Origin of the sequence: Streptomyces sp. NPDC051963 (assembly GCF_044593495.1) — a bacterium.
Taxonomy (GTDB): domain Bacteria; phylum Actinomycetota; class Actinomycetes; order Streptomycetales; family Streptomycetaceae; genus Streptomyces.
Map to the genome: position 1 here is coordinate 1,277,962 of NZ_JBIUCC010000001.1, position 18,766 is coordinate 1,296,727.

General features: G+C 71.3%; 17 protein-coding genes. 7 read left to right on the top strand and 10 right to left on the bottom strand.

The window, feature by feature from the left end:
- Window positions 1-2: 2 nt before the first annotated feature.
- The 4 genes from ACIHFB_RS05425 to ACIHFB_RS05440 are packed head-to-tail and all read right to left on the bottom strand — an operon-like array spanning window position 3 to window position 4,056.
- Window positions 3-1,208 (bottom strand): histidine kinase, encoded by a 1,206-nt coding sequence (locus ACIHFB_RS05425; protein ID WP_365270416.1) that lies wholly within the window; start codon window positions 1,206-1,208, stop codon window positions 3-5.
- Window positions 1,205-2,917, bottom strand: coding sequence for a cation acetate symporter (locus ACIHFB_RS05430; RefSeq protein ID WP_365270419.1), 1,713 nt, complete (start codon window positions 2,915-2,917; stop codon window positions 1,205-1,207). Before ACIHFB_RS05430 ends, ACIHFB_RS05425 begins: the two co-directional genes overlap by 4 nt.
- 12 nt (window positions 2,918-2,929) lie before the next feature.
- On the bottom strand, window positions 2,930-3,289 hold the full coding sequence (locus ACIHFB_RS05435; protein ID WP_365270422.1) for a hypothetical protein: 360 nt from the start codon (window positions 3,287-3,289) through the stop codon (window positions 2,930-2,932).
- A 2-nt stretch (window positions 3,290-3,291) separates the two neighbouring features.
- Entirely contained in the window at window positions 3,292-4,056 is a 765-nt protein-coding gene (locus ACIHFB_RS05440) for a LytTR family DNA-binding domain-containing protein (protein WP_365270425.1), read from the bottom strand.
- Between the two features lie 76 nt (window positions 4,057-4,132).
- Between ACIHFB_RS05440 and ACIHFB_RS05445 the strand changes: the two genes are divergently transcribed.
- The 7 genes from ACIHFB_RS05445 to ACIHFB_RS05475 all read left to right on the top strand — a co-directional run bounded on the left by ACIHFB_RS05445 (window position 4,133) and on the right by ACIHFB_RS05475 (window position 12,605).
- Window positions 4,133-4,636: an Lrp/AsnC family transcriptional regulator gene (locus ACIHFB_RS05445; protein WP_365270428.1), complete on the top strand. Its 504-nt coding sequence runs from the start codon at window positions 4,133-4,135 to the stop codon at window positions 4,634-4,636.
- A 123-nt stretch (window positions 4,637-4,759) separates the two neighbouring features.
- Entirely contained in the window at window positions 4,760-5,572 is an 813-nt protein-coding gene (gene ddaH / locus ACIHFB_RS05450; RefSeq protein ID WP_365270431.1) for a dimethylargininase, read from the top strand.
- Window positions 5,569-6,801 carry an ornithine--oxo-acid transaminase gene (gene rocD / locus ACIHFB_RS05455; protein ID WP_365270434.1) on the top strand — a complete coding sequence of 411 codons (1,233 nt, stop codon included), beginning with the start codon at window positions 5,569-5,571 and terminating at the stop codon, window positions 6,799-6,801. Before ddaH ends, rocD begins: the two co-directional genes overlap by 4 nt.
- A gap of 80 nt (window positions 6,802-6,881) precedes the next feature.
- Complete coding sequence (locus ACIHFB_RS05460) at window positions 6,882-9,329, top strand: SpoIIE family protein phosphatase (RefSeq protein WP_365270437.1); 2,448 nt, start codon at window positions 6,882-6,884, stop codon at window positions 9,327-9,329.
- 61 nt (window positions 9,330-9,390) lie between these two features.
- The gene (locus ACIHFB_RS05465; RefSeq protein ID WP_365270440.1) at window positions 9,391-10,620 is read left to right on the top strand and encodes a SpoIIE family protein phosphatase; all 1,230 of its coding nucleotides are present in this window, start codon (window positions 9,391-9,393) and stop codon (window positions 10,618-10,620) included.
- Between the two features lie 175 nt (window positions 10,621-10,795).
- Complete coding sequence (locus tag ACIHFB_RS05470; protein ID WP_365271073.1) at window positions 10,796-11,521, top strand: lysophospholipid acyltransferase family protein; 726 nt, start codon at window positions 10,796-10,798, stop codon at window positions 11,519-11,521.
- Between the two features lie 70 nt (window positions 11,522-11,591).
- Window positions 11,592-12,605: an NAD-dependent epimerase/dehydratase family protein gene (locus tag ACIHFB_RS05475; RefSeq protein ID WP_400125613.1), complete on the top strand. Its 1,014-nt coding sequence runs from the start codon at window positions 11,592-11,594 to the stop codon at window positions 12,603-12,605.
- A 48-nt stretch (window positions 12,606-12,653) separates the two neighbouring features.
- On the opposite strand, the gene ACIHFB_RS05480 is transcribed toward ACIHFB_RS05475, so the two are convergent.
- The 6 genes from ACIHFB_RS05480 to ACIHFB_RS05505 form a co-directional block, all read right to left on the bottom strand.
- Window positions 12,654-14,249 (bottom strand): alpha/beta hydrolase, encoded by a 1,596-nt coding sequence (locus ACIHFB_RS05480; protein WP_365270443.1) that lies wholly within the window; start codon window positions 14,247-14,249, stop codon window positions 12,654-12,656.
- A gap of 105 nt (window positions 14,250-14,354) precedes the next feature.
- On the bottom strand, window positions 14,355-15,146 hold the full coding sequence (locus ACIHFB_RS05485) for an urease accessory protein UreD (protein WP_400125364.1): 792 nt from the start codon (window positions 15,144-15,146) through the stop codon (window positions 14,355-14,357).
- A complete protein-coding gene (gene ureG / locus ACIHFB_RS05490) occupies window positions 15,134-15,811 on the bottom strand; it encodes an urease accessory protein UreG (protein WP_365270449.1) in 678 nt (225 codons plus the stop codon). Before ureG ends, ACIHFB_RS05485 begins: the two co-directional genes overlap by 13 nt.
- A 180-nt stretch (window positions 15,812-15,991) precedes the next feature.
- A complete protein-coding gene (locus tag ACIHFB_RS05495; protein WP_365270452.1) occupies window positions 15,992-16,666 on the bottom strand; it encodes an urease accessory UreF family protein in 675 nt (224 codons plus the stop codon).
- A gap of 11 nt (window positions 16,667-16,677) precedes the next feature.
- On the bottom strand, window positions 16,678-18,399 hold the full coding sequence (locus ACIHFB_RS05500; RefSeq protein WP_400125366.1) for an urease subunit alpha: 1,722 nt from the start codon (window positions 18,397-18,399) through the stop codon (window positions 16,678-16,680).
- Window positions 18,392-18,703, bottom strand: a complete 312-nt coding sequence (locus ACIHFB_RS05505) for an urease subunit beta (protein WP_365270458.1) — start codon at window positions 18,701-18,703, stop codon at window positions 18,392-18,394. The genes ACIHFB_RS05500 and ACIHFB_RS05505 overlap by 8 nt, the downstream gene beginning before the upstream one ends.
- Window positions 18,704-18,766: the final 63 nt, after the last annotated feature.

The window sequence follows — 18,766 nt, forward strand, 5'->3', positions numbered from 1 at the left end:
TCTCATCCGCCGGTCAGTCGACTCGCCGAGTGCACGCCCGGCTGGTACTTCGGCAGCCGGGCGGTGACCTTCATGCCCGCTCCTTGGGCGGTCTCGATGACGAGGCCGTAGTCGTCGCCGTACACCTGGCGCAGCCGGTCGTCGACGTTGGACAGCCCGATGCCGCCCGACGGGCTGACCTCGCCGGCGAGGATGCGGCGCAGGGCGACGGGGTCCATGCCGGCGCCGTCGTCCTCGATGACGACCAGCGCCTCGGCTCCGGTGTCCTGTGCGGTGATGCTGATGTGGCACTTGTCCGCCTTGCCTTCGAGACCGTGCTTCACGGCGTTCTCGACGAGCGGCTGGAGGCAGAGGAAGGGCAGGGCGACCGGCAGCACCTCGGGCGCGATCTGAAGGGTGACGGAGAGGCGGTCGCCGAAGCGTGCCCGGACGAGCGCCAAGTAGTGGTCGATGGCGTGGAGTTCGTCGGCGAGGGTGGTGAAGTCGCCGTGCCTGCGGAACGAGTAGCGGGTGAAGTCGGCGAACTCCAGGAGCAGTTCGCGGGCGCGCTCGGGGTCGGTGCGGACGAACGAGGCGATCACCGCGAGCGAGTTGAAGATGAAGTGCGGGGATATCTGGGCGCGCAGGGCCTTGATCTCGGCCTCGATCAGACGCGTTCGGGACTGGTCCAGGTCGGCCAGCTCCAGTTGGACGGAGACCCACCGGGCGACCTCGCCGGCGGCCCGCACGAGTACCGCCGATTCGCGGGGTGCGCAGGCGACGAGCGCTCCGTGGACCCGGTCGTCGACGGTGAGCGGGGCGACGACGGCCCAGCGGACCGGGCAGTCGGGCGCGTCGCAGGTCAGCGGGAAGGCCTCTCCCCGGCCGGACTCCAGCGGTCCGGCGAGACGGTCCATGATCTCCGTACGGTGGTGGCTGCCGACCCCGTCCCAGGCCAGCACCTCCTTCTGATCCGTCAGGCACAGCGCGTCCGTGCCGAGCAGTGAACGCAGTCGCCGGGCCGACCTGCGGGCGGTCTCCTCGGTCAGGCCGGCGCGCAGCGGGGGCGCGGCGAGGGAGGCGGTGTGCAGGGTCTGGAAGGTGGCGTGCTCGACGGGGGTGCCGAGGCCGCCGAGGCTCTCGGGGCGTGCGGTGCGGCGGCCGAGCCAGAATCCGGCGGCCAGCAGCGGGAGGATCGCCACGCACAGGCCGGCGATGAATCCGCTCATGCCTTCGCCTCCGTCCGCAGCTCCTCCGGCAGATGGAACCGGGCCAGGATCGCCGCCGTCCCGGCCGGTACCCGGCTCGGCGTGGCCAGGGACACCAGCACCATGGTGAGGAAGCCCAGCGGTACCGACCAGAGGGCGGGCCAGGCGAGCAGGGCGTGGAATGCTCCGCTGCCCGGGAATCCGGCCATGGTCGCGGCGACGGCGACCAGCGCGGAGCCGCCGCCCACCAGCATTCCGGCGGCGGCGCCGGGCGGGGTCAGTCGCCGCCACCAGATGCCGAGGACGAGCAGCGGACAGAACGACGACGCGGACACGGCGAAGGCCAGCCCGACGGCGTCGGCGACGGGCAGCCCGCCCACCAGGACGCTGGCGGCCAGGGGCACGGCCATCGCGAGGACCGTGCCGAGCCTGAAGTGCCGTACGCCGCGCGAGGGGAGGACGTCCTGGGTGAGCACGCCGGCCACGGCCATGGTCAGTCCCGAGGCCGTCGACAGGAACGCGGCGAAGGCTCCCCCGGCGACCAGCGCGCCGAGCAGGTCGCCGCCGAGGCCGCCGATCACGCGGTCGGGCAGGAGGAGTACGGCGGCGTCCGCGTCGCCGGTGAGGGTGAGTTCGGGGGCGTAGAGGCGGCCGAGGGCGCCGTAGACCGGGGGCAGCAGGTAGAAGGCGCCGATCAGGCCCAGGACGGCGACGGTGGTGCGGCGGGCGGCGACTCCGTGCGGGCTGGTGTAGAAGCGGACGACGACGTGCGGCAGGCCCATGGTGCCCAGGAAGGTGGCGAGGATCAGGCCGTACGTCGCGTACAGCGGGCGTTCGCCGCGGCTCTCGGCCTGCGAGGGTGACAGGCTGCCGTCGCCGGCGGGGTCGGCCTCGGGGACGGCGGCGCCCTCGGCGAAGGTCAGCCGGGTGCCGGCGTCGATGTGGTGGGTGCCGGCGGGCAGCCGCAGTTCGGTGTCCTCGTGCGCGCGGCCGTCGACGGTGCCGCTCACCGTGACGGTCAGCGGCCGGTCGAGTTCGAGGTCGAGGCTGTCGTTGACGCGGACGACTCGCTGTTCGCGGAAGGTGGCCGGTTCCTCGAAGGCGCGGGTCGGTGCTCCGTCACCCTGCCAGGCGAGGACCAGGAAGAGGGCGGGGACGAGCAGTGCGGTGAGCTTGAGCCAGTACTGGAAGGCTTGCACGAAGGTGATGGAGCGCATGCCGCCGGCGGCGACGATCGCCACCACGACGACCGCGACGATCAGTCCGCCGAGCGAGTCGGGCGCCCCGGTCAGGACCGTCAACGTCAGTCCGGCGCCCTGGAGTTGGGGCAGCAGATAGAGCCAGCCGACGCCCACGACGAAGGCCCCGGCGAGCCGTCGTACCGCCTGGGAGGCGAGACGGGCCTCGGCGAAGTCGGGCAGCGTGTAGGCGCCGGAGCGGCGCAGCGGTGCGGCGACGAAGATCAGCAGCACCAGATAGCCGGCCGTGTAGCCGACGGGGTACCAGAGCATGTCGGGGCCCTGGACCAGGACCAGGCCGGCGATGCCCAGGAAGGAGGCGGCGGAGAGGTACTCGCCGCTGATGGCGGCGGCGTTGAGGCGTGGGCCGACGGTGCGGGAGGCGACGTAGAAGTCGGAGGTGGTGCGGGAGATGCGCAGGCCGAAGGCGCCGACGAGGACCGTCGCCATGACGACCAGGGCGACGGCGGGTACGGCGTAGCTGTAGTTCATGGGTCTGCGGTTTCAGCGGTCTTCGACGAGGCGCACGAAGTCCCGCTCGTTGCGCTCGGCCCGCCGCACGTACCAGCGGGCGAGCAGGACGAGCGGGGCGTAGAGGCCGAAGCCGAGGACCGCCCACTCCAGTCCGCGGGCGTCCGGCATGGCGGCGAACAGCAGGGGCAGCGGGCCGACGAGGAGGCCGAGGACCGCGAACACGGCGAGGCCGGCGCGGAGCTGGGTGCGCATCAGGGAGCGGACGTAGGTGTGGCCGAGGGTGGTCTGCTCGTCGATCTCGGTGCGGGGGCGGTAGTAGCCCGAGACACGGCGAGTGCGGCGGGGCGGGCCGGTGACGACGACACGGCGTTCAGCGGGGTTCTGGGGCACCGTCAGGGCCTCCTCATCAGCAGGTCCCGCAGCTCGCGGGTGTGGCGTCGGCTGACCTGGAGTTCCTCGGAGCCGACCACGACGCTCACGGTGCCCGCGTCCAGGCGGAGCTCGCCGATGTGGCGCAGGGCGACGAGATGGCGGCGGTGGATGCGGACGAAGCCGCGGGAGCGCCAGCGCTCCTCCAGGGTGGACAGCGGGATGCGGACGAGGTGGCTGGCCTTGTCGGTGTGCAGCCTGGCGTAGTCGCCCTGGGCCTCGACGTGGGTGATGTCCTCGACGGCGATGAAACGGGTCACGCCGCCGAGCTCGACGGGTATGTGGTCGGGGTCGGGCTCGCTCACGGGTATGCGTGGCCCGCTGTCGCGGAGTTCGGCGGCACAGAGTTCGACGACGCGACGGACCGCCTCGGCGAGGCGCTCCTTGCGGACGGGCTTGAGGACGTAGTCGACGGCCTTGAGGTCGAAGGCCTGCACGGCGAAGTCCTCGTGGGCGGTGACGAACACGACGAGTGGCGGCCGGGCGAATCCGGTGAGCAGCCGGGCCAGGTCGAGTCCGTCGAGGCCGGGCATGTTGATGTCGAGGAAGACGACGTCGATGGCCTCCGGACCGTGCGGGCCCGACTCCAGCGCCCGGTTGATGCGGCGCAGCGCCTCGGTCGCGTCGCTCGCGCCCTCCGCACTGCCGATCCGGGGATCCGCGTTGAGGAGGTAGAGCAGCTCCTCCAGCGAGGGGCGTTCGTCGTCGACGGCGAGGGCGCGCAGCATGAACCCGGAGTCTAGGAGCAATTCGTACGCCTGCACATGTGCCGGTGTGGACGTTCCCGCTGGATACAGTGCGGCCATGAGCAGCAGGCCCACGCAGTTCGACGACCTCGACCGGAAGATCATCACCGCGCTGATGGCCAACGCGAGGACCAGTTTCGCCGAGATCGGGGCGGCCGTGGGCCTGTCGGCGACGGCGGTCAAGCGGCGGGTGGACCGGCTGCGCGAGACGGATGTGATCACCGGGTTCACGGCCACGGTGCAGCCGTCGGCGCTGGGCTGGCGCACGGAGGCGTATGTGGAGGTGTACTGCGAGGGGGCCGCGCCGCCCAGGCGGCTGGCGGAGGTGGTGCGCAACCATCCGGAGATCACGGCGGCGATGACGGTGACCGGCGGTGCGGACGCGCTGCTGCATGTGCGGGCGCGGGATGTCGAGCACTTCGAGGAGGTGCTGGAGCGGATCCGTGCGGAGCCGTTCATCCGGAAGACGATCAGTGTGATGGTGCTGTCCCATCTGATCCCGGAGAGTCCGGAGGCGGGCGCCACCCACCCCGCCCCCGAGGACGCATCAGACGTGCGCTGACAATCGTAAAGACGCAGCATTCCTGCGCGGACACGCAAGCCTTGTTTCTTGTCGAGCGTATGGGTCAGTTCCTACCGTGGTGTCAACCCCAGTCGACACTCCAGGAAGCGGAGGGACCCCTCTGTGCCCGACAGCCGTGTGCCGCGCCGGCGGCGCTTTCTCGTCTGTGAACCCAGACACTTCGCCGTGCAGTACGCGATCAACCCCTGGATGCATCCCGACGTCCGAGTCGACGTCGATCTGGCCCAGGAGCAGTGGCAGTCCCTGATCAGCACCTACCGTTCCCACGGCCACACCGTGGACGCCGTGGAGCCGGTCCCCGGCCTCCCGGACATGGTGTTCGCCGCGAACTCGGCGGTCGTCGTCGACGGCCGCGTCTTCGGCTCGCTCTTCCACGCACCCGAGCGACGCCCCGAGTCCACGCACTACGACATGTGGTTCAAGGAGGCGGGCTACGACGTCCACCGCCCCTACTCGGTCTGCGAGGGCGAGGGCGACCTGGTCTGGACGGGCCGGTACGTCCTGGCAGGCACCGGATTCCGGACCACCCGGGAGGCGCACCGCGAGGTGCAGGAGTTCTTCGGGCACCCGGTCATCAGCCTGACGTTGGTGGACCCGTACTTCTACCACCTGGACACGGCGCTGTTCGTCCTGGACGACGACAACATCGTGTACTACCCGGAGGCATTCTCGCCGGGCAGCCGTGTGGTGCTCGCGCGGCTGTTCCCGGACGCGGTGCTCGCGACCCGCGACGACGCGATGGCGTTCGGGCTGAACTCCGTGTCCGACGGACACCATGTCTTCATCGCACCGCAGGCCGAGGCCCTCGCCGCCCGGCTGGACGACCACGGCTATGCCCCCGTCCCCGTCGACCTGTCCGAGTTCCAGAAGGCCGGCGGCGGCATCAAGTGCTGCACTCAGGAGATCCGCTCATGACAGCGACCACCGAAGTACCCGTCCGTACGCGCTCGTCCGCCGACATGATCCGCGCCGAGGAGCCGGTCCTCGCGCACAACTACCACCCGCTGCCCGTGGTGGTCGCCGGCGCCGAGGGCACCTGGGTCCAGGACGTGGAGGGCCGCCGCTACCTCGACATGCTGGCCGGGTACTCCGCGCTCAACTTCGGCCACCGCCACCCCGCGCTGATCGACGCCGCCCACGCCCAGCTCGACCGGCTGACGCTGACCTCGCGCGCCTTCCACAACGACAGGCTCGCCGAGTTCGCCGAGCGGCTGGCCGCGTTGACGGGCCTGGACATGGTGCTGCCGATGAACACGGGCGCCGAGGCGGTGGAGAGCGGCATCAAGGTGGCCCGCAAGTGGGCGTACGACGTGAAGGGCGTCCCCGCCGACCGGGCGACCATCGTGGTGGCGGCCGAGAACTTCCACGGCCGTACGACGACCATCGTCAGCTTCTCCACCGACGAGACCGCCCGCAGCGGCTTCGGCCCCTTCACGCCCGGCTTCCGGATCGTGCCGTACAACGACCTGGTCGCGCTGGAGGCGGCGGTCGACGAGACGACGGCGGCCGTGCTGATCGAGCCGATCCAGGGCGAGGCGGGGGTCGTCATCCCGGACGACGGCTATCTGGCCGGGGTGCGCGAACTGACCCGGCGCAAGGGTTGTCTGTTCATCGCGGACGAGATCCAGTCGGGCCTCGGCCGTACCGGGCGCACGCTCGCCGTGGAGCACGAGGCGGTCGTCCCCGACATGCTCCTGCTCGGCAAGGCTCTGGGCGGCGGCATCGTGCCGGTGTCGGCGGTGGTGGCGCGCCGGGATGTGCTGGGTGTGCTGCGGCCGGGCGAGCACGGGTCGACGTTCGGCGGCAATCCGCTGGCGGCGGCGGTGGGTACGGCGGTCGTGGAGCTGCTGGAGACGGGCGAGTTCCAGCGCCGGGCGGCCGAGTTGGGCACCGTGCTGCGAGACGGACTGTCCGCGCTGGTCGGAAAGGGTGTCGTGGGCTTCCGGTCGCGCGGGCTGTGGGCGGGTGTCGACATCGACCCGGCCCTCGGCAGCGGGCGCGAGGTCAGTGAACGCCTCATGCGGGAGGGAGTCCTGGTCAAGGACACCCACGGCTCGACGATCCGCCTCGCCCCGCCGCTGACCATCACCGGCGAGGAACTCACGGCGGCCCTCGGGGCACTGGAGAAGGCACTGCTCGCCTGATCCCGCGCCCCACTCTGTCCCGAAGGGTGAAGATTGAGACAAGAGGTGGTAGACCACTCTCAGCGACAGAGAGGTCGGCCGTGGGCACATTTGAGGAGCACGACCTTGCCCGGCAACGGTTCGACGTGGCCGATGCCGCGCCTCTGCTGCTCGACGCACAGGGCGTGGTGACCGGCTGGACCGACGAGGCCAGGCGGCTGCTGGGGCACGAAACCTCCGAAGTGGTCGGGGCCCGGATGGCCGACCTGCTGTCCGCCGAGGACGCGGAGCGGATGCCGGGCCTGATGGAGCGGTGCCGCAGGGACGGCGGCTGGGCCGGACTGCTTACGGTCCGGCGCAGCGACGGCCAGCAGATCAGGCTCATGGTGCGGGTCACCTCGGCGGAGGAGCCGGGGGCCCGCGCCCGGTGGCTGGTCCTGCTCTCCGAGCTGGCCGGGGCCCCCGGCTGGGACATGAGCCGCACGGTGCTGGAGCAGATGGCCGACAGGTCGCCGGTCGGCATAGCGATCGTGGACATGGACCTGCGCTACGTGTGGTCCAACGCGGCCCTGGAGCAGTACGGCAGCGGACCGCCCGTGCACCGGCTGGGCCTGCGCCTCGCGGACATCCAGCCGGGCCTGGACTCCGACGGCATCGAGGCACAGATGCGGCATGTGCTGGAGACCGGTGAAACCGTGGTCGGCTACGAGCACGTGGGCCAGGTGCAGTCCGCACCGCACCGCGAGACCGCGCACGTCATGTCGTTCACCCGGCTGCACGACGACCGGGGCCGTCCGATGGGCGTGTACTACACGGTCGTAGACATCACCGAGCGTCACCGTGCCCGGCAGCGGCTGGCGCTGCTGGACCGGGCCGGCGAGCACATCGGCCGCAGCCTGGACATCCTGCGCACCGCGCAGGAGCTGGCCGACGTGGCCGTGCCGGCCTTCGCGGACTTCGTCACCGTGGACCTGCTGGAACCGGTGCTGCGGGGCGCCGAGCTCACGCCGGGACCGATCGGCGACCCGGACCATGTGCCGCTGTGCCGGGCCGGGCAGCAGTCGGTGCACGAGAACGTCCCCGAGGCCGTCGTCGCCGTCGGTTCCGCGGCCGCCTACGTCGCCGGGTCGCCCCCGATCCGCTCGCTCACCAGCGGCAGGTCCTGGCGCGAGGAGCGGCTCGACCCGCTCGCCAAGGAGTGGGCCACGGACATCCCGGGTGGCCGGGAGGCGACCTTCCTGGAGCTGGGGCTGCACAGCGTCGTGATCGTGCCGATCCGCGCTCGGGGCACCACCCTGGGCGTGACCACGTTCTTCCGGCGCCATCGTCAGGAGCCCTTCGACGAGGACGACCTCGCCCTGGCCGAGGACCTCGTCTCGCGGGCGGCCGTCTGTGTGGACAACGCCCGGCGCTACACCCGCGAGCGCGAGGCGGCGCTGGTACTCCAGCGCAGTCTGCTCCCGCACCGGCTGCCCGAGCAGGACGCGGTGGAGGTGGCCGCCTGCTACCGCCCGGCCGACGAGCTGACCGGCCTCGGCGGCGACTGGTACGACGTCGTCCCGCTCTCCGGCGCCCGCGTCGCCCTCGTCGTGGGCGAGGTGCCCGGTCACGGCATCGACGCGGCCGCGGCCATGGGACGGCTGCGGACCGCCGTACGGACCCTCGCCGCCATGGACCTGCCGCCCGCGGAGGTGCTGGCCCACCTCGACGACCTGGTCGCACGGTCGGCGCGCGAGGAGGGCGTCGAGCCGGCCGCCGCGGGGACGGACACCGTGGGCTCCGGGTGCGTGTACGTCGTGTATGACCCCGTGGACGGACAGTGCGCCATGGCCGCGGCCGGGCATCCGGCGCCCGCCGTGATCATGCCCGACGGCCATGTCACCTTCGTCGACCTGCCGCTGGGACCGCCGCTCGGTGCAGGCGGCCCGCCCTTCGAGGCGGTCGAGCTGGCGCTGGCGGCGGGCAGCACCCTCGCGCTGCACACCGACGGACTGCTGGCCCACGGGGACGACTGGGCTCTCGACGTGGACCGGGACCGGCTGCGCCGGGCGCTGGAGGAGCGCGCGGCCTCGCTCGACCTGCGCTGCCGGAGCGTGGTGGACGCGCTGTCCCCGGAACGCCCGCACGACGACGTGGCCCTGCTGATGGCGCGTACCAGGCTGCTGGGCGTCGATCAGGTCGCCGACTGGGACCTGCCGCTGGACCCGGCGGTGGTCGCCGACGCCCGCAAGGCCGCCGCCCGGCAGCTGACGGACTGGGGCCTGGAGGAGCTGGCCTTCACCACGGAGCTGGTCGTCAGCGAATTGGTCACCAACGCCATTCGGCACTCCTCCGGCCCCGTGCGGCTCCGGCTGATCAGGGAACGCGCCTTGGTCTGCGAGGTCCTCGACGGTGGCGCCACCGCGCCGCATCTGCGCCATCCCCGCACCACGGACGAGGGCGGACGCGGGCTGCTGCTGGTCTCCCAGTTCACCCAGCGGTGGGGCACCCGGTTCGTGCCCGAGGGGAAGATCATCTGGGCCGAGCAGTCGCTGACGGATCCACGCTGAGCCGGGAGCCCCGGGTACATAACGTGGGAAACTGGGGTGAACCTGTGGTGAGGCGGCAGCCATGAACGATGCGGCGATCGACTACGGGGCGGTGTTCAAGGGCCTGCCGGGGATGGTCGCGCTGCTCACCCCCGAGCTGGTGTACGTGGACATCAACGAGGAGTTCGAGCGGACGTCCGGGCGTACCCGGCAGGAGTTGATCGGCCACTACCTGTTCGACGTCTTCCCCGACAACCCGAACGACCCCGCCGCGACCGGCATGCGCAACCTGGCGGCCTCACTGCACCGGGTCCTGGCGACCGGCGAGCGCGACGCCATGGCCCTCCAGCGGTACGACGTCGAATCGCCCGGGCGCCCCGGCCAGTGGGAGGAGCGCTACTGGAGCCCGGTGAACGCGCCGGTGTTCGGCCCGGACGGCAAGGTGGTGCTGCTGGTGCACCGGGTCGAGGAGGTCACCGAGCTCATCCGGGCCCGCGGCGGCCCCGACGGCAGCCGCGCCCGGGTGCTGGAGGCCGAGCTGTACACCCGCGCCCGCGAACTCCAGGAGCTCAACGACCGGCTGCGCCAGGCCCACGCCCGGGAACGCGAGGTCGCCCTCGCCCTCCAGGAGGCGATGCTCCCGGCGCACCGGCAGGTGGGCGGTCACCGGGTCGCGGTGCGCTATCGGCCGGCGGTCGGCGCACTGAACGTGTGCGGGGACTGGTACGACCTGGTCGATCTGGTGGGCGGCAACCGCATCGCCGTGTCCGTGGGTGACGTGGTCGGCCACGGTCTGGAGGCGGCCGGCGTCATGGGCCAGCTGCGCAGCGCGCTCACCGCCACCTCGCGCGTAGCCGAGGGGCCCGCTCAGGCCCTGGACGTCCTGGGCCGGTACGCCCATGTGGTCGACGGCGCCGAATCGGCCACCGCGGTCACGACGTTCATCGACTTCGACGCCCGCACCATCACCTACAGCAGCGCCGGGCATCCACCGCCCGCACTGCTCCACCCCGACGGCCGGGTGGAGTTCCTCGACCGGGCCACCGACCCCCCACTGGACGCCCGTCCGAGCCCGGTCCCGAGACCGCAGGCCCGTGCGACCTTCACCACGGGCGCGACCCTCGTGCTCTACACCGACGGCCTGATCGAACGCCGCCGCGAGGACATCGACACCGGCCTGGCCCGCCTCGCCGACTCCCTCAGACTCCATCTGGGCGCGGATCCCGAGACCCTCGCCGACGCCGTCCTGCTGGAACTGCTGCCACCGGGGGGCGCCACCGACGACACCGCGCTGATCGCCGTACGGCTGTGACCCCGCCGTCCGTCCTGACCAACCATCAGAAATGCGCCACAGAGCCCGAATCGCGGCGAACCGGCCCTGTTCCGGCCGCCCCCGGCTGCGCCTACACTGACACCCCCACCACATGCCGGTTGACCTGCTGGAACACGGCCGTCGAGCCGACCCGCCGGGAGCGAGGAGCACCCCCTTGTTCTACTACCTGCTGAAATACGTGCTACTGGGCCCCCTGCTGAGACTGGTCTTCCGGCCGCGCATCGAGGGACTCGAGCACATTCCCGCGACCGGGCCCGGCATCGTCGCCGGCAACCACCTGTCGTTCTCGGACCACTTCCTGATGCCCGCGATCATCAAGCGGCGCATCACCTTCCTCGCGAAGGCCGAGTACTTCACCGGCCCCGGTCTCAAGGGCCGGCTGATCGCGACCTTCTTCCGCAGCGCCGGACAGATCCCGGTCGACCGCTCCGGGAAGGATGCCGGTCAGGCCGCGATCCGCGAGGGGCTCGGTGTGCTGAGCAAGGACGAACTGCTCGGCATCTACCCGGAGGGCACCCGCTCGCACGACGGCCGCCTGTACAAGGGCAAGGTCGGTGTCGCGGTGATGGCGCTGAAGGCCCAGGCCCCCGTCATCCCGTGCGCGATGATCGGCACCTTCGAGGCCCAGCCGCCGGGCCGGAAGATCCCGAAGATCCACCCCGTCGCCATCCGCTTCGGCAAGCCCCTCGACTTCTCCCGCTACGCCGGCATGGAGAACGAGAAGGCGATCCTGCGCGCCGTCACCGACGAGATCATGTACGCCATCCTCACGCTCTCCGAGCAGGAGTACGTCGACCAGTACGCGGCCGTCGTCAAGGCCGAGCAGGCCGCGGCGGGCGCGGAGAAGGCGCGCCGGTTCCCACGGCTGCCGCTCGGCTGAACTCTGCTCTCGGCAAAAGCGTCTTGGAAGAGGATCAGGTCGCCCGTACGGTCCCCCTATGAGACGCGCTGTGGTGATCGGAGCGACAGGACAGATCGGACGGCTCGCGGTGAGCGCGCTGGCCCGGGACGACTGGGAGGTGACGGCCGTCTCGCGGGGCGGCGGCCGGGACGAGGACTGGCCCGAGGAGGTGCGGGTCGCGCGGGCCGACCGCGCGGACGACACTGCCCTGGCAGCGGTGATCGGCGACGGCTGCGACGTCCTGGTGGACATGGTCGCCTACGGCACCGAGCACGCACGGCAGTTGACCTCGCTCGCCGGTCACGTGGGCTCGGCCGTGGTGATCTCCAGCCTGTCGGTGTACGAGGACGACAGGGGCCGCAACTTCGACACCCAGGACGAGCCGGACGGCTTCCCCGAGTACCCGGTGCCGATCACGGAGGAACAGCGCACCATCCGGCCCGGCGACACCTCGTACAGCACCCGCAAGGCCGCGCTGGAGCATGATCTCCTCGCCGCCGGTGACCGGTTGCCCACCACGCTGCTGCGCGCGGGCGCGATCCACGGCCCGCACTGCCGGACCCCGCGCGAGCTGTACTTCGTCAAGCGCAACCTGGACGGCCGGACCCAGCGGATCCTCGCCTTCGGCGGCGAGAGCCGTTTCCATCCGGCGAGCGTGCACAACATCGCGGAACTGATCCGGCTGGCCGCCGCACGGCCCGGCTCACGGGTACTCAACGCCGTCGATCCGCAGGCGCCGACGGTGGCGGAGATCGCCGGGGCGATCGACGCGGTGATGGGCGTCGAGACGGAGAGCGTGCTGGTGGACGGGGGTCCCCCGGCGCCGACCGTGGGGGACACGCCATGGACGGTGCCGGTGCCCGTGATCTGCTCCATGTCCGCCGCCGAACGGGAGCTGGGCTACCGCCCGGTGGTGAGGTACGCCGAGACCCTTCCCGACACGGTCGCCTGGATCGAGCGCCAACTGGCCGGGCGGGACTGGCGGGAGGCGTATCCGAGGATGTTCCAGACGTACGGCGACCTCTTCGACTACGCGGCGGAGGACGCCTGGCTGGAGGCATGAGCAAGGGGCGGCCGGAGGCTCCGGCCGCCCCTCATGTCGTACGACGCTCTACGGCTTGGGCGTGGCGTGCGGTGCGCACGTCACGTCGGCGCCGTCCAGCTTTCCGGTGAGCAGGTAGCTGTCCACCCGATCGTTGATGCACGGGTTGACCAGGCCGGTCACGCCGTGGGAGCCCGCGTTCTTCTCGGTGATCAGGCGGGAGCCCTTGAAGCGCTTGTGCAGTTCGACGGCGCCCGCGTACGGGGTGGCCGCGTCACGCGTGGACTGCACGATCAGCACACCCGGCAGCCCCTTGCCCGTCTTCACGTCGACCGGGGTCTGCTGCTTGACCGGCCAGGTGGCGCACGGCAGGTTCATCCAGGCGTTGGACCAGGTCAGGAACGGGTAGTTCTTGTGCAGCGCCGAGTTGTCTCGGTCCCACTTCTTCCAGCTGGTGGGCCACTTGGCGTCGGTGCACTCGACGGCCGTGTAGACCGCGTTGCCGTTCTCCGAGGCGGCGTTGCCCGCGGTGTCCGAGAGATCGGGGGCGGCCGCGTCGACCAGCGCCTGGGTGTCGCCCGCGAAGTACTTGCTGAACACCGTGGCGACCGGCACCCACGAGGAGTCGTAGTACGGCGCGCCCTGGAAGAAGCCGATCAGCTCGGCCGGTCCGACGACCCCGCCGATGGGGCTCTTCTTGGCCGCGGCACGCAGTTCGAGCCACTTCGCCTGTACGGCGTCGCGGGTGGTGCCGAGGTGGAAGGTGGCGTCGTTGGCGGCGACCCAGTCCTGCCAGTCGTTCCAGCGCATCTGGAAGGCGACGTCCTGGTCGAGGTTGGCCTCGTACCAGATCTTCTCGCGTGACGGGTTGACGACGCTGTCGACGACCATCCGCCGGACATGGCCCGGGAACATGGTGCCGTAGACCGCACCGAGGTAGGTGCCGTAGGAGACGCCCAGGAAGTTGAGCTTCTTCTCACCGAGCGCGGCGCGGATCACGTCCAGGTCGCGTGCGGTGTTCGGCGTGGTCATGTGCGGCAGCATCTCGCCGCTGCGTTCGTAGCAGCCCTCGGCGTACTCGCGGGCCAGCTTGCGCTGGGCGAGCTTGTCGGCCTCGGAGTCCGGCACCGGGTCCATCTTCGGCGCCTTCACGAACTCCTGCGGGTCGACGCAGGAGATGGGCGCCGAATGGCCGACGCCGCGCGGGTCGAAGCCCACGAAGTCGTAGGCCTTGGCCGTCTTCTCCCACACCGGCGCCTTGGTCGTGACGCGGCGCGGGAAGCGCAGGCCGGAGCCGCCGGGGCCACCGGGGTTGTAGAGGAGCGCGCCCTGCCGCTCCGCCTTGGTGCCCGTGTTGCCGATGCGGTCGACGGCGAGCTTGATCTGCTTGCCGTGGGGCTTGGCGTAGTCGAGCGGCACCGTGACCCAGCCGCACTGGATCGGCTTCTCCAGTCCCCAGTCGGCGGGGCAGTCCTGCCAGTCGATCCCGGCCTTCGCGGCCCGGGCCGCGGCGACGGCGACGCCGTTGGCCTCGCGGTCCTGCCCGGGCCGGCCGGTCGCGCCGGCGGTGGGCGCCGCGACAGCACCGGCTATCAGTGTCGCTGTGACGAGTACTCCGGCCGAACCGAACGCCGCAACTCGCCCTTTTGGTCTCATATCCCTCAAGTGGGACCTCCCCGTACATCGTTGAGTCAAGTACGGGGATCTTCTCGGCTGTGTGTTCCCTGAGAACAGGGGTGACGGGCGTTCTTTGCCAATCCGATAACCGGATTACACCGTTCGCTCGGCGGAGGCTTCCTCGATCGTCACCAGCGCCTGGTCCAGCACCCGGCGCAGCCGCAGCGCGTCCGGCGCCACGGCGGTCACCAGCACGGCCGGCCCGGCGAGCGGGGTCAGCGCGGCGGTGTCCCCCAGTACCTGAGCCACCGCGGGCTCGGCCGCAAATTCCGGTCGTACGACGACCAGTTGTCCCACGGCCCGGTGTCCCCCGAGGACGGCGGGCCCGTCCCAGCCACCGGGCGCCCCGGGCCCGCAGGCCAGCTCCTGGTCGAGGACGGTCCGCCCCGCGATCCGCACAGTGAGACGGCTGGTGAGCCGTCCGGGTTCCTCACCGGCCCGACCGAGCACCTGCTCCTCGCGCAGCACGAGCCGGGCGTCCGCACCGAGGTCGACCTGGGTGCCCACATACAGATCGCTGCCCTGCGCCGAGATCAACTGCTCGGGCAGCCAGCGCAGTTCACCCCCGTCCGCCACGGACAACCGTACGTCGTAGCGGGCCTCGCCCTTCGCCTGACCCGGCAACGCGATGGTCGCCGCGGCCGACCCGACGCGCAGCCGGGCGCCGGGAGCGACGTCCGCCGCCACGGAGAAGTGGTCCCCGCCCAGCGGCCCGCTCATCGCACCGACGAGCATCACATACGCCTCCGGGCCACTCCCCCGGGTGCGCCGCAGGGCGATCGGCCCCGCACTCTCCAGCACGGGAAGAGCCGTACCGCCGCGTCCGTCCTCGCGGGCGGCGATCCTCGCGGCGGCCCGCACACCCGGCACGGTCACGCCGTCCACGAGACGAGCTGCGCCCGCACCCAGCCGGCGACGTCCGCCACCCCGTCCTCGCCCCGCAGCGACTGGAAGACCACCGGCAGTTCGGCCCGCTGCGCCTTGGCGTCGGCCGCCATCCGGGCCAGGTCCGAGCCGACGTACGGCGCGAGGTCGGTCTTGTTCACCACGAGCAGGTCGGCGGTGGTGACGCCGGGTCCGCCCTTGCGCGGAATGTCGTCACCCCCGGCGACGTCGATCACGAAGATCTGCGCGTCGACGAGCCCCTTGGAGAAGGTGGCGGTCAGATTGTCCCCACCGGACTCGACGAGGATCAGATCCAGCGGCCCGACCTCGTCCTCCAGGTCTTCCACGGCTTCGAGATTCGCGGAGATGTCGTCCCGGATCGCGGTGTGCGGACAGGCCCCCGTCTCCACCGCCGTGATCCGCTCCGGCGGCAACACCGCTTCCCGAAGCAGGAACTCGGCGTCCTCACGCGTGTAGATGTCATTGGTGACGACGGCGAGGGACAGTTCGTCGCGCAGGACACGGCAGAGGGCGGCGACGGTGGCGGTCTTCCCGGAACCGACGGGTCCGCCGAGTCCGATACGGAGGGCTCGACGGGAGCCGTCGGGACGGCGGGCGTCGGCGCTGACGGCGGGCGTGTCGTCGTGGGAGTGGTCGAGGTGCATGAGGGCGGCTCCAAATCCTTGTCTTACGGTGCCCTTGCTCTTGCCTTACGGCACCCATTCAGCCGGGCCGAGCATCATCCAGCCCGTCCGGCGGTTGAGGACGAGGCCGTTCAGGCCGATAGCGGGGGTCTGGGGGCGGAGCCCCCAGGGACGGGTAGGGGCGGCGGGGGCGAGAAACCCCTAGGACGCAAACAGCCGTACAGCCCAAGCCGCATGCACCTCCGCCCCGACCTCCAACAGCGGAGCCGAACCCGCGGGCAGCACATCGACCCCGTCATCGACCACCCGCCGAGCCGCCTCCACCGCCCGATCCGCCACCCGGTCCATCTCGGGCGCCAACCGCGCCAGCACCCCCGTGGCGTCGAACGGATCAAGACTCAGCAACCGCACCGTCGCCGACGCCGGCCCGCTCACACTCTCGTACGCCGCGCAGTACGCCGCATCGACGGCCCCCAACCCGGCAGCCCGAGCGGCAAGCCCGAGCACCACCGGCTGATGGGCCCCCTTGGGAAACTCCCGTGCCAGCGCGTCGAGTTCAGGGGACGGCCAGGTCGCCCGCGCGGCCCGCATCAACTGCCGCCCCAGCTTCCGCGCGGCAACCCGCAACGCCGGAGACGGAGTGCGGGCGTCAGCGGCCGCGTCCAGCGACAGCGGATCGACGCCCACCGCGGCGGCCGCCGCCAGCGCCGCCGACACCAGCCCGGCCGTGTGCAACCGCCCCCGGCAGAAGGCTTCCAGACTCGCCGCACCGGTCACCCGCCCGGCCTTGACCGCGGCCTCGGCCCCGCCGGAGTGCGCATGCCCCCCGGCGGGGAACCGGCCGTCGGCCAGTACGAGTAGCGCTGCCCTGGACATCGAACCCGGCCTCAGAAGAGGAAGTAACGCTGGGCCATGGGCAGTTCGGCGGCCGGAGTCGCCTCGACGAGCTCACCGTCGATGTGCACGGCGAAGCTGTCGGGGTCGACCTGGACCCGGGGCCGCGCGTCGTTCTCGCGCATGTCGGCCTTGGTCACGGCACGCGTCGACTCGATAGCCACGAACGCCTTCCCGAGCTGGAGCCGTTCCGGCAGCCCGTCCTCGATCGCCAGCGGCGCCACGAAGTTGACCGAGTTGGACGCGGGCGCCCGCCCGATCGCACCGAACATCGGCCGCGGAAGGATCGGTTGCGGGGTCGGAATGGAGGCGTTCGCGTCGCCCATCTGCGCATACGCGATCTGACCGCCCTTGATGACGAGGTGCGGCTTGACGCCGAAGAACGCGGGCTCCCACAGCACCAGGTCGGCGAGCTTGCCCGTCTCGACGGAGCCGATCTCGCCCGAAAGGCCCTGCGCGAGCGCCGGGTTGATCGTGTACTTCGCGACATAGCGACGTACCCGGCGATTGTCCGCGCGACCGTCACCCGGCAGGGCACCCCGCCGCCGCTTCATCACGTGCGCCGTCTGCCAGGTCCGCATGACGACCTCGCCGACGCGGCCCATGGCCTGGGCGTCCGACGAGATGATCGAGATCGCCCCGAGGTCGTGGAGTATGTCCTCGGCGCCGATCGTGGACGGCCGGATCCTGGATTCCGCGAACGCCAGGTCCTCCGGCACGGCCGCGTTCAGGTGGTGGCACACCATCAGCATGTCGAGGTGTTCCTCGGCGGTGTTCACGGTGAACGGCCGGGTCGGATTGGTCGAGCTCGGCAGCACATGCGGTTCGGAGACCACGGTCATGATGTCGGGCGCATGCCCGCCGCCGGCGCCCTCCGTGTGGTACGCGTGGATGCCTCGTCCGGCGATCGCGGCGAGGGTGTCGCCGACGAACCCTGCCTCGTTCAACGTGTCCGTGTGGATGGCGACTTGGATGCCGGTCTGGTCGGCGACGGTCAGCGAGGCATCGATGACGGCCGGGGTCGAGCCCCAGTCCTCGTGCAGCTTGAGACCGAGCGCCCCGCCGCGGATCTGGGACAGCATCGCCTCGTGCGAGACGGTGTTGCCCTTGCCCAGCAGACCGAAGTTGACGGGATAGGCCTCCATCGCCTCCAGCATCCGCGCCAGATGCCAGGGACCGGGCGTCACGGTGGTCGCCTTGGAACCCTCGGCCGGTCCGGTGCCGCCGCCGATCAGCGTCGTGATGCCCGCCGAGAGTGCCTCGTCGGCGATCTGCGGGCAGATGAAGTGGACGTGCGCGTCGATGGCGCCGGCCGTGAGGATCCGTCCGTTGCCCGCGATGACCTCGGTCTCGGGGCCGATGACGAGGTCGGGGTGCACACCGTCCATGGTGTCGGGGTTGCCCGCCTTGCCGATGCCGGTGATCCGGCCGTCCCGGATGCCGACGTCGGCTTTGACGATCCCCCAGTGGTCGACCACCACCACACCCGTGATAACGGTGTCCGGCGTGCCGTCTGCGCGCGTAGCGCGCGACTGGCCCATGGACTCACGGATGACCTTGCCCCCGCCGAACACGGCCTCGTCACCGGCGAGTCCGGGCCCGCCGGAACGATCCTCCTCGATCTCGATCAGCAGATCGGTGTCGGCCAGCCGGATCCGGTCGCCGGTGGTCGGGCCGAACAGGTCGGCGTACGCGGCACGCGAGATCTCAGGCATCGAGGGCACCTCCGGTCTCCCCGCGCAGACCGGGCACGACACGGGCGCCGGCCAGGGGGACGAGTTCGACGTCGACGGGGATCCCGGGCTCGAAGCGCACGGCGGTGCCGGCGGCGATGTTGAGCCGCTTGCCGCGGGCGGCGGCGCGGTCGAAGTCCAGACCGGGGTTGGCCTCGGCGAAGTGGTAGTGGGAGCCGACCTGGACGGGCCGGTCGGCGGCGTTGAGGACGGTCAGGCCGGTGACCTCGCGGCCCTCGTTGTACACAACGGGCCCGTCGGCAAACAGGATCTCGCCAGGGATCATCGGCTCGCTCCGGGGTTCTTCGGAGCTTCCGGATTCTTCGGCGCTCCGGGTTTCATCAGCACT

Bases quoted from the DNA above. Each gene is read 5' to 3' on its own strand.
- ureG (WP_365270449.1), bottom strand. From the start codon at position 15,811: ATGCACCTCGACCACTCCCACGACGACACGCCCGCCGTCAGCGCCGAC.
- ACIHFB_RS05430 (WP_365270419.1), bottom strand. From the start codon at position 2,917: ATGAACTACAGCTACGCCGTACCCGCCGTCGCCCTGGTCGTCATGGCG.
- ACIHFB_RS05440 (WP_365270425.1), bottom strand. From the start codon at position 4,056: ATGCTGCGCGCCCTCGCCGTCGACGACGAACGCCCCTCGCTGGAGGAG.
- rocD (WP_365270434.1), top strand. From the start codon at position 5,569: ATGACAGCGACCACCGAAGTACCCGTCCGTACGCGCTCGTCCGCCGAC.
- ACIHFB_RS05425 (WP_365270416.1), bottom strand. From the start codon at position 1,208: ATGAGCGGATTCATCGCCGGCCTGTGCGTGGCGATCCTCCCGCTGCTG.
- ACIHFB_RS05500 (WP_400125366.1), bottom strand. From the start codon at position 18,399: ATGCCTGAGATCTCGCGTGCCGCGTACGCCGACCTGTTCGGCCCGACC.
- ACIHFB_RS05495 (WP_365270452.1), bottom strand. From the start codon at position 16,666: ATGTCCAGGGCAGCGCTACTCGTACTGGCCGACGGCCGGTTCCCCGCC.
- ACIHFB_RS05505 (WP_365270458.1), bottom strand. From the start codon at position 18,703: ATGATCCCTGGCGAGATCCTGTTTGCCGACGGGCCCGTTGTGTACAAC.
- ACIHFB_RS05445 (WP_365270428.1), top strand. From the start codon at position 4,133: ATGAGCAGCAGGCCCACGCAGTTCGACGACCTCGACCGGAAGATCATC.
- ACIHFB_RS05465 (WP_365270440.1), top strand. From the start codon at position 9,391: ATGAACGATGCGGCGATCGACTACGGGGCGGTGTTCAAGGGCCTGCCG.